At 71.3% G+C, this 9,288-nt stretch carries 6 protein-coding genes and 1 pseudogene; 5 read left to right on the top strand and 2 right to left on the bottom strand.

Annotated elements, in window-relative coordinates:
- Positions 1-330: RNA polymerase sigma factor (locus FUT87_RS20250; protein WP_222617216.1), on the bottom strand; the 330-nt coding region annotated here is incomplete at its 3' end.
- A 71-nt stretch (positions 331-401) separates the two neighbouring features.
- Here FUT87_RS20250 and FUT87_RS20245 point away from each other — a divergent pair.
- Positions 402-1,154, top strand: coding sequence for a DeoR/GlpR family DNA-binding transcription regulator (locus FUT87_RS20245; protein WP_147242188.1), 753 nt, complete (start codon positions 402-404; stop codon positions 1,152-1,154).
- A complete protein-coding gene (locus tag FUT87_RS20240; RefSeq protein ID WP_147242187.1) occupies positions 1,151-2,314 on the top strand; it encodes an MFS transporter in 1,164 nt (387 codons plus the stop codon). Before FUT87_RS20245 ends, FUT87_RS20240 begins: the two co-directional genes overlap by 4 nt.
- A 4-nt stretch (positions 2,315-2,318) precedes the next feature.
- Here the strand turns inward: FUT87_RS20240 and FUT87_RS20235 are convergent, their stop codons facing one another.
- Entirely contained in the window at positions 2,319-3,281 is a 963-nt protein-coding gene (locus FUT87_RS20235; RefSeq protein ID WP_147242186.1) for a LysR family transcriptional regulator, read from the bottom strand.
- Between the two features lie 100 nt (positions 3,282-3,381).
- Between FUT87_RS20235 and FUT87_RS20230 the strand changes: the two are divergent.
- The 3 genes and pseudogenes from FUT87_RS20230 (at position 3,382) to FUT87_RS20220 (ending at position 9,185) form a co-directional block, all read left to right on the top strand.
- A pseudogene (locus FUT87_RS20230) lies at positions 3,382-4,915 on the top strand (CoA-acylating methylmalonate-semialdehyde dehydrogenase).
- 101 nt (positions 4,916-5,016) lie between these two features.
- Positions 5,017-6,669, top strand: a complete 1,653-nt coding sequence (locus FUT87_RS20225; protein ID WP_186830652.1) for a diguanylate cyclase — start codon at positions 5,017-5,019, stop codon at positions 6,667-6,669.
- A 245-nt stretch (positions 6,670-6,914) separates the two neighbouring features.
- Positions 6,915-9,185, top strand: a complete 2,271-nt coding sequence (locus FUT87_RS20220; RefSeq protein WP_255511940.1) for a TonB-dependent siderophore receptor — start codon at positions 6,915-6,917, stop codon at positions 9,183-9,185.
- Positions 9,186-9,288 lie beyond the last annotated feature (103 nt).

Raw genomic sequence — 9,288 nt, 5'->3', positions numbered from 1 at the left:
CCGCGCCATCGCCGCCTGCACCGACAAGCGCGCGATGTGCCGACCCGTCTCGGACACGCCGACGTGCTCGCCCGCCTCCTCGGGGGCCAGCACCTCGGCGCGCCGGCCGCGGGCGCGCTGCTCGTCGATCCAGGCGTTCTTCATGATCCTGAACATCCAGCTGTCCAGGCGCGTGCCGGGCTCGTACTGGTCCAAGGCCCGCAGCGCGCGCTCCACCGCCACCTGCACGAGGTCGTCCGCATCCTCGCGGTGATGCGTCAGGCTGCGGGCGAAGCGCCGCAGCCGGGGCAGCAGCGCGGCCAGGGCGGATTGCAACTCCAATATGCTCATGCGATGGGATGCCTGATGAATAGAACGACGGCGGCGCGGATTTTCTTCCGTGTGCCGGACGTTATCCGTCGATGAGCTTGAAATTCCTTCCGATCCTCTGCCTGGCCGCGGCCTTGATCACGGCGCTGCCCGCGTCGGCGCAGGTCCGTCTGCCCAATCTGCCCGGTGGTGGGCGCTTCCCCGGCGGCGAGCTGCTGCGCCGCACCGAGCCGCTGTTGCCCTCGACCAGCCAGCTGCTCGCGCCGGTCGATCCGCTGCGCTGGCGCGAGCGGCTCGCCGATCAGCTGCTTCGGCGCCATCCCGACCAGCTTCAGCGCAACGCGGCGGACGAACTGGTGTTCATCGACACCGGCAGCACCAACCTCGCGCTGGTCGAGTTCCTGCCCGAGGACGCCGGGCTGACCATCGCCACCAACGCGGTCGACGTGGCGGCGGCCGTGCTGCGCCGGCAGGACCTGCGGCTGCTGATGCTGGGCGGCGAGGTCGACCGCCACCTGGGCGGCTGCGTGGACGCGGCCGCGGTCGATGCGCTGTCCCGGATGCGCATCGACCGGTGCTTCGTCGGCGTCTGTTCGCTGTCGGTGGCGGACGGCGTCATGACGACGCAGTTCAGCGAGGCGGCGTTCAAGCGCACGCTGATCCAGAACAGCCGCCAGGTCGTGGCGCTGCTGACCAGCGACAAGGCACGTGCTTCCGCTCCGCATCACATCGCCGACTTCGCGATGCTCAGGACGGCAGTGATCGAGCAGGACCTCGATGCCGGCGTGGTGCGCGGCCTGCGCGAAGCCGCGGTCGACGTGATCGCCGTGGAGACCGCGGCATGAGCGCCGCGCCGCAGAGCTTCACGGGCGCCGAGCCCGTGGTCGAGAAACCCGAGCATCGCCTCGCCGTGCGCCTGGCCTTCCTGGTGGCGGGCTTCGGCGTCGCGTGCTGGGCGCCGCTGGTGCCTTTCGCGCGGCAGCGGCTGGGCGTCGATGAAGGCGCCCTCGGCGTGCTGCTGCTGTGCCTGGGCTTGGGCTCGGTCGTGGCGATGGTCGCGGCCGGCATGCTGAGCACGCGCTTCGGCACGCGGCTGGTGATCGTGTGCAGCGGCTTCGGCATGGCGGCGCTACTGCCCTTGCTGGCCTTCGCGGGCTCGCCCTGGACCCTGGGCCTGGCGCTGGCAGCCTTCGGCGCATGCCTGGGATCGCTCGACGTCGCGATGAACATCAACGCGCTGGAGGTCGAGCGCGCGGCGGGCAAGCCGCTGATGTCCGGATTCCATGGGCTCTACAGCGTGGGCGGCTTCATCGGCGCGGCCTTCATGACGCTGCTGCTGTCGATGGACTTCGAGCCGCTGCATGCGACGCTGCTGGGCGCCGCGCTGATGGCGCTGGCGGTCGTGGTGGCCTGGCCCTACGTGCTGGAGACGGCGCGCTCGTCCAGCGGTCCGCTGTTCGTGATGCCGCGCGGCCTCGTGTGGTTGATGGCGCTGCTCGCCGCGGTGACCTTCCTCGCGGAAGGCGCGGTGCTGGACTGGAGCGCGCTGCTGCTGACCGAGGCCAAGCTGGTCGCGCCGGCGCAGGGCGGCATCGGCTTCATGCTGTTCTCGATCGCGATGACGGCGGGACGGCTCACCGGCGACGCGGTGGTCGCGCGCCTGGGCGATCGGCGGACGCTGGTGGTGGGCGGCGTGGTCGCGGTGCTGGGCGTGGCCGCCTTGCTGCTCGCGCCGGTCCGCGCGGTGGCCTTCGCGGGCTTCGTGCTGATCGGCCTGGGCGCGTCCAACCTCGTGCCGGTGCTGTTCCGGCGCGCCGGCCAGCAGACCGTGATGCCCGCCGCGTTCGCCGTCTCGGCGGTGACGACGGCGGGTTATGCGGGCGTGCTGCTCGGGCCGGCGTTGATCGGCTTCCTCGCGGCGGGCGTCGGACTGTCGACCGCGTTCTGGCTGCTGGCTGCGCTGCTCGCGCTGGTGCCATTGAGCGCGGTGAAGGTCACGCGCTGAGCCCTCAGTAGCCGCCGCCCATCACGCCCTTGAGGTGGTCCACCAGCAGCCGCACGCCCTGCGGCGTGTGGCTGCTCCACGGATGGATGGCGTAGATCGCGTCGCCGAAGAAGCCGACGGCGCGCCAGTCCGGCAGCACCTCGACCAGACGGCCGTCGCGCATCGCGTCGCGGGCGCTGAAGTCCGGCAGCAGCGCGATGCCCAGCCCCGACAGCGCCGCGTCGCGCAGCACCTCGCTGTTGCTCGCGCGGAAGAGGCCTTGCACCGGCACGCGCAGGCGCTCGGGCGCCGGCGCGCTGGCGGCGCGCTCGAAGAACCATTGCGCTGGCCCCGGGCGCAGGTAGGGCAGGCAGTGATGCTGCGCCAGTTCCGCCGGATGCTGGGGCCGGCCCGCGCGCGCGAGGTAGGCCGGGCTGGCCGTCAGCAGCGCGCGCGACGGGCAGAGCTTGAACGCGACATGGGTGTCCGGCGGCGCGCTGGTGTGGCGGATCGCCAGGTCGAAGCCCTCCTGCGCCAGCGGCACCAGCCGGTCGGACAGGTCGAGCTCGATGCGCAGCTCCGGATACCGCTCGAAGAAGGCCGGAAGCGCGGGCGCCACATGCTGCCGCCCGAGCGCCACCGGCGCGGTCACGCGCAGCAGACCGCGCGGCGCGCCGGCGGACTCGCGGGCCTCGCCCAGGCTGCGGCTGAGCAGGGCCAGGCCGGGTTCGGCCTGCTCGACCAGGCGCGAGCCCGCTTCGCTCAGCCGCACCGAGCGCGTCGTGCGCTGCACCAGTTGCTGGTCCAGGTGGCGTTCCAGGTCGGCGATCCGCTGGCTCACCGCCGCCTTGGACAGGTTGAGCCGCTGCGCCGCCTTCGTGAAACTGCCCAGCCGCGCGACCGCGATCAGCGCCTGCAGCTGCGACCACAGCAGTTCGTCCCGCACTTCGGCACGGACGGGGGAGGGGGCGGGGGAGCGCGGGGTCATTTGTTCAGTCTATCGAACAATGTGATCGGCGATCTGGCCTAGGCGGGGCAGGGCGCGCTGCCTAGACTCATGGCGATCCCCCAAGAAGCAGGAGACCGCCATGAGCCAGAGCGCCCCCGTCGCCCCCGTCGCTTTCACCGACAACGCCGACATCACCCACTTCATTGCCGGCGAGCGCCGCCCGGCGAGCTCGGGACGCAGCCAGGCGGTCTTCAACCCGGCGACCGGCCAGGTGGCGCGGCAACTGCAGCTGGGCAGCGCGGCGGACGTCGATGCCGCCGTCGCCGCGGCGCAGGCCGCCTTCCCGGCCTGGGCCGACGCGCCGCCGCTGCGCCGGGCGCGGGTGATGTTCAAGTTCCTGGAGCTGCTGAACCAGCACCGCGACCGCCTCGCCGCGATGATCACCGCCGAGCACGGCAAGGTCTTCACCGACGCCCAGGGCGAGGTCTCGCGCGGCATCGATGTCGTCGAGTTCGCCTGCGGCGTGCCGCAGCTGCTCAAGGGCGACTTCACCGAGCAGGTCTCCACCGGCATCGACAACTGGACCACCCGCCAGCCGCTGGGCGTGGTCGCGGGCATCACGCCGTTCAACTTCCCCTTCATGGTCCCGATGTGGATGGCGCCGATCGCCATCGCCACCGGCAACGCCTTCATCCTCAAGCCCAGCGAGCGCGACCCGTCGCCCAGCCTGGCCATCGCCGAGCTGTTCCAGCAGGCCGGCCTGCCGGACGGCATCTTCCAGGTCGTGCAGGGCGACAAGCAGGTCGTCGACGCGCTGCTGCACCACCCCGACGTGCGCGCGCTCAGCTTCGTCGGCTCCACGCCGATCGCGCAGTACATCTACGAGACCGGCGCCCGCCACGGCAAGCGCGTGCAGGCGCTGGGCGGCGCGAAGAACCACATGGTCGTCATGCCCGACGCCGACATCGACCAGGCCGTCGACGCGCTGATCGGCGCGCCTACGGCTCGGCGGGCGAGCGCTGCATGGCGATCTCGGTGGCGGTGCTGGTCGGCGACGTCGCGGACCGCATCGTGCCCAAGCTGGCGGAGCGGGCGAAGGCGCTCAAGATCAAGAACGGCATGGCGCTGGACGCGAGATGGGACCGATCGTCACGCGCGAGGCGCGCGACCGCATCGAGGGCGCGATCGCCCACGGGGTCGAGGAAGGCGCGACGCTGGTCGTCGACGGCCGCGGCCATCAGGTGGAGGGCCTGCCGGACGGCTTCTTCACCGGCGGCACGCTGTTCGACCACGTGCGGCCGTCGATGCGCCTCTACAAGGAAGAGATCTTCGGCCCGGTGCTGGCCTGCGTGCGGGTCAAGGACTTCGGCGAGGCGCTGGAGCTGGTCAACGGGCATGAATTCGGCAACGGCGTCGCCTGCTTCACCAGCGATGGCAACGTGGCGCGCGAGTTCGCGCGTCGCGTGCAGGTCGGCATGGTCGGCATCAATGTGCCGATCCCCGTGCCGATGGCGTGGCATGGCTTCGGCGGCTGGAAGAAGAGCCTCTTCGGCGACATGCACGCCTATGGCGAGGAGGGCGTGCGCTTCTATACGAAGCAGAAGAGCGTCATGCAGCGCTGGCCGGCGAGCATCGCCAAGGGCGCCGAGTTCGTGATGCCCACCAGCAAGTAGACGGGTCGGGACTGCCATCGCCGCTGGGCCGGTGGTGAGCGCGCCGCCCGATCGGCTACGCTTGCCGGATGTTTCCGAGCGGCGATCCCTCCTCCGATCCGATGTCCCCGGCAGCCCTCGACGGCGTGCCGCTGAGCGAGCTGCTCGCGCGCGCCCGTCTGGCGCAGCAGCAGGCGCGCCTGGACGACGGCCTCGCGCTGGCCGATGCCGTCTGGCATCGCGCCGATGCCGAAGGCTTCATCAACGAGCAGGCCGAAGCCGGCAAGTTGCGCAGCTTCTTCCGCCTGCGCATGGGCGACCTGCCGGGCATGCTGGACGTCGGCGAGCGCGCGTTGCGACTGATGCGGCCGCTCGGCGCCAGTCCCGCCGCCTGCGAACTGCTGCGCTGGATGAGCCTGGCCGCCTGCGAGCTCGGCGCCTACGAGCAAGGTCTGGCCTGCGCGCATGAGGCGCTCAAGCTCGCCGGCGAGCTGGGCGACCTGCGGCTGCATGCCGTCGCGCTGAACGGCCTGGGCGCCTGCTTCGAGCGCATGGGCGACCCGTGGCAGGCCGAGCGCCTGATGAGCGAGGCGGCCGGCCTGCTGCGCACCAACCCCACGCCCTACGAGCGCGTGGTCACGCTGACCAACCTGTGCACCGTCGCGCTCGGCGCGTACCACCTGCAGCGCGACGGCGCCGCGCCCGAGCAGGCGCCCCGCACGCTCGAGCGCGCGCTGGAACTCGCCCGCGAGGCGCGCCCGCATTCGCTGCAACTCGGCGACCGCTACGGCATCGCGCTGACCGCCTCCAACTTCGGCGAGGTGCTGCTGCTGATGGGCCGCCTCGACGAAGCCGAGCCGCTGCTGACCGAGGCCCGCGACGACAGCCAGCGCGCCGGCTTCCGCCTGCTCGACTGGCGCCTGCGCTGCATGCTGGCCGAGCTGCAACTGGCGCGCGGCCAGTCCAGCGCCGCGTGGCAGCAGCTCCAGGCGCTGCATGAGGAGACGGTGGCCTTCGGCGCGGACGCCGGTGCCGATGTGGACGCCGCGGCGACGCCCGCCGCGCCTGCGCAGGTGCCGCTGTTCCTGAGCCTGCGTCTGCATCACGCCAGCTACCGCGCGGCCCGGGCGCTGGCGCTGCTGGGGCCATCGCTGTTCCACCTGGAGCAGGCGCGCACGCTGGAGCGCCGTCGCGCGGTCGGGCAGCTGATGGCGCAGTCGCAGTACTTCGTCTCGCGGATGGAAGCCGAATTCGCCAGCGGCGCGACGAGCGGCGACACGCGCGACACGGCCGAGTTCAAGGATCCGCTCACCGGTCTGGGCAACCGCCGCTGCCTGGAGGCCCGGTTGCCGCCGCTGCTGCGCGCGGCGGAGCAGGAAGCGCGGCCGCTGACGGTCGCGCTGATCGACGCCGACGGCCTGCGCAACATCAACGAGCGGCATGGTCACGAGACCGGCGACCGCGTGCTGCAGGAACTGGCGCAGCTGCTGCGCGAGAACACGCGCGGCTCCGACCTGCTGCTGCGCTGGAGCGGCGAGGAGTTCCTGGTCGTCTTCCCCGACACCGTGGCGGACCGCGCCTTCGAGGTCTGCGAGCGCATCCGCGCCAGCGTGTCGGTGCATCCCTGGCACCAGCTCGCGGCGGGCCTGGACGTGACCCTCAGCATGGGCCTGGCAAACGCGCCGCCCTATGCGACCGACCTGCTGATCGCGCGCGCCAACGCCGCGGTCGAGCGGGCCAAGCACCTGGGTCGCAACCGCGTCGCGCTGGCCTGAAGACCGCACACAGGGACAGGCTTTGCCTGTGGCGCCTCCGCGCCTGTTTCTACAATGAGAAGAGTTCTCATCTGGCCGGTAAACCGGCGCGGTTGAGCCTCGCGCCAGCCTGATTCCCACGCTCCACCGCACCGCGCGACGCCGGAGCCGGACCCGCAAGCCCATCCCCTCCACCTCCCTTCGGGGCCGGTGCGCCCGTGCGCGCCGGTGTGCGGGCTTGCGCCCGCCTGCTGCTGCTCTTTCCCATGTCGCGTTCTTCCCTGTCCCCCATCGCGGCCTCCGTCGCGCTGCTGATGTCCACCGGCCTGGCACTGGCCGAGTCCCACCCCCTGGCCGTCCGCGCCGCCGACGCGCCGGCGGCTGAACCCGCCGGGTCCACCGTCTCCGCGGACGCCGCCGTCGCGATCGCCCCCGACGCGGCGGAGCCGTCGTCCTCATCCGCGGCCGAAGACGGCCCGCGCGCCGGTCGCCGCAACGCGCTGGACCGCGTGACCATCAGCGCCGCGCGCAAGAAGCTCGAGGGCGCCAGCACGCGCCTGCCGCTGAGCGCGCGCGAGACGCCGCAGTCGATGAGCAGCATCGACGCGAGCCGGCTCGAGAACGAGACGCTGATCAGCATCAACGACGTGATGCAGAACATCACCGGCGTGAACGTGTCCTTCTACGACACGCAGCGCCCGCTGTACTTCGCGCGCGGATTCCAGATCACCGATTTCCAGATCGACGGCATTCCCACCTACAGCGGCAACACGCAGCAGGAGTTCGACACCGTCTTCTACTCGCGCATCGATGTCGTGCGCGGCGCCAACGGACTGACCACCGGCGCGGGCGTCCCGTCCGCGACCGTCAACATGATCCGCAAGCGGCCCGAGAAGGCCTTCTCCGCCTACGGCGGCCTGGTGATGGGCACCGACGACTTCCACCGCATCGAGGCCGACGTCAACACGCCGCTGACCCAGGACGGCCGCGTGCGCGCGCGCTTCATCGCGGCGGCGCAGGAGCGCGACGGCTTCCGCCAGCGCCACAGCGAGACCAAGACGGCCTTCATGGCCACCGTCGAGGCCGACCTGGGCGCCAGCACCACCGTCACGCTCGGCTACCAGGACCAGAACAACGTGCCGCAGGGCCCGATCTGGGGCACGATCCCGCGCTTTGCCTCGGACGGCTCGCTCGCGGGCCTGCCGCGCGAGACCAGCTTCTCGCCGTCCTGGACCCGCTGGTCGCGCCAGAACGGCACCTTCTACGCGCAGCTGGAGCAGAAGCTCGGCGACGACTGGACGCTCAAGGCCATCGCCAACCACAGCGAAGGCGACACCTTCCGGCTGGCCACCTACGCCAGCGGTTATCCGGACCCGGTCACCGGCGCCGGGCTGAAGCTGCTGGCGGCCGTCGGCAAGAGCTGGGAGCGCCGCGACAGCCTGGACGTCTACGCCGCGGGCACGCCGTCGCTGTTCGGCCGCAAGCATGACCTGGTGATCGGCGCCAACGGCGTGAAGACCACGACCGTCACGCCCACGCTCACCTCGGTGGCCGCCTGGAGCTACGCCATCCCCGACATCCGCAGCTGGGATGGCAGCGCGCCGGCGCCGACCTTCAGCGCCACCGGCGCCAAGCGCGTCGCCGAGACCGAGCAGAGCGGCCTCTTCGCGATGGGCCGATGGAAGCTGCTGGAGCCGCTGTCGCTGGTGACCGGCGCGCGGCTGAGCTACTGGAAGACCGCCACCGACGCCTTCAACACGGCGGGCACCTACACCGGCACGACCGGCGCCTACAAGGTCACCAACGAGGTCTCGCCATATGTGGGCATCGTCTACGACCTGAGCGATGCGCTGTCGCTCTATGCGAGCTACACCGATCTGTTCAAGCCGCAGAACTACAAGGACCGCAACGACAACCTGCTCTCGCCGATCCGCGGCAGCAACACCGAGTTCGGCATCAAGGGCGAGTTTCTCGACAAGCGCCTGGCGATGTCGGCCGCGGTCTTCGAGGCCAAGCAGGACAACTACGCGGTGCGCGACGTCGCGGTGCCGGAGGGCTCGCTGCCGGACGGCAGCTCCGCCTACGTCGGCGTGAACGGCACCCGCACGCGGGGCTTCGAAGTCGACGTCGCCGGCCAGATCGCGCCGGGCTGGACGCTGAGCGCCGGTTACGCCAACACGCGCATCACCCGCCACGCGCTGGACCTGATCTACGCGAACCTGCCGCGCCACACGCTGCAGCTGAGCACCAGCTACCGCTTCGGCGGCGCCTGGGAGCGGCTGAGCGTCGGCGGCGGCGTGAACTACCAGAGCACCGTCACCGGCTACGGCATCGCGCATCCGACCCTGGGCACGACCACCGTCACCCAGGGCGCCTATGCGCTGCTGAACCTGCATGCGACCTACCAGCTCAACGAGCGCTTCAGCCTGGGCCTGTCGATCCGCAATGCGCTCGACAAGACCTACTGGACCAACCTGGACTATCCCAACTACGGCGATCCGCGCAGCGTGATGCTGAGCGTGCGCGGCCGCTTCTGACGCGGGTCGCGATCGCGCCGCTCAGCGCACTGCTCAACGCGCCGGTTCCAGCTCCACCGCCTGCACGACGTTGCGGCCCTGCGCCTTGGCGCGGTAGAGCGCC

Source organism: Mitsuaria sp. TWR114, from assembly GCF_007997345.1.
Note: the sequence above shows the minus strand (reverse complement) of the source record. Positions and strands in the feature narration are given on the sequence as shown.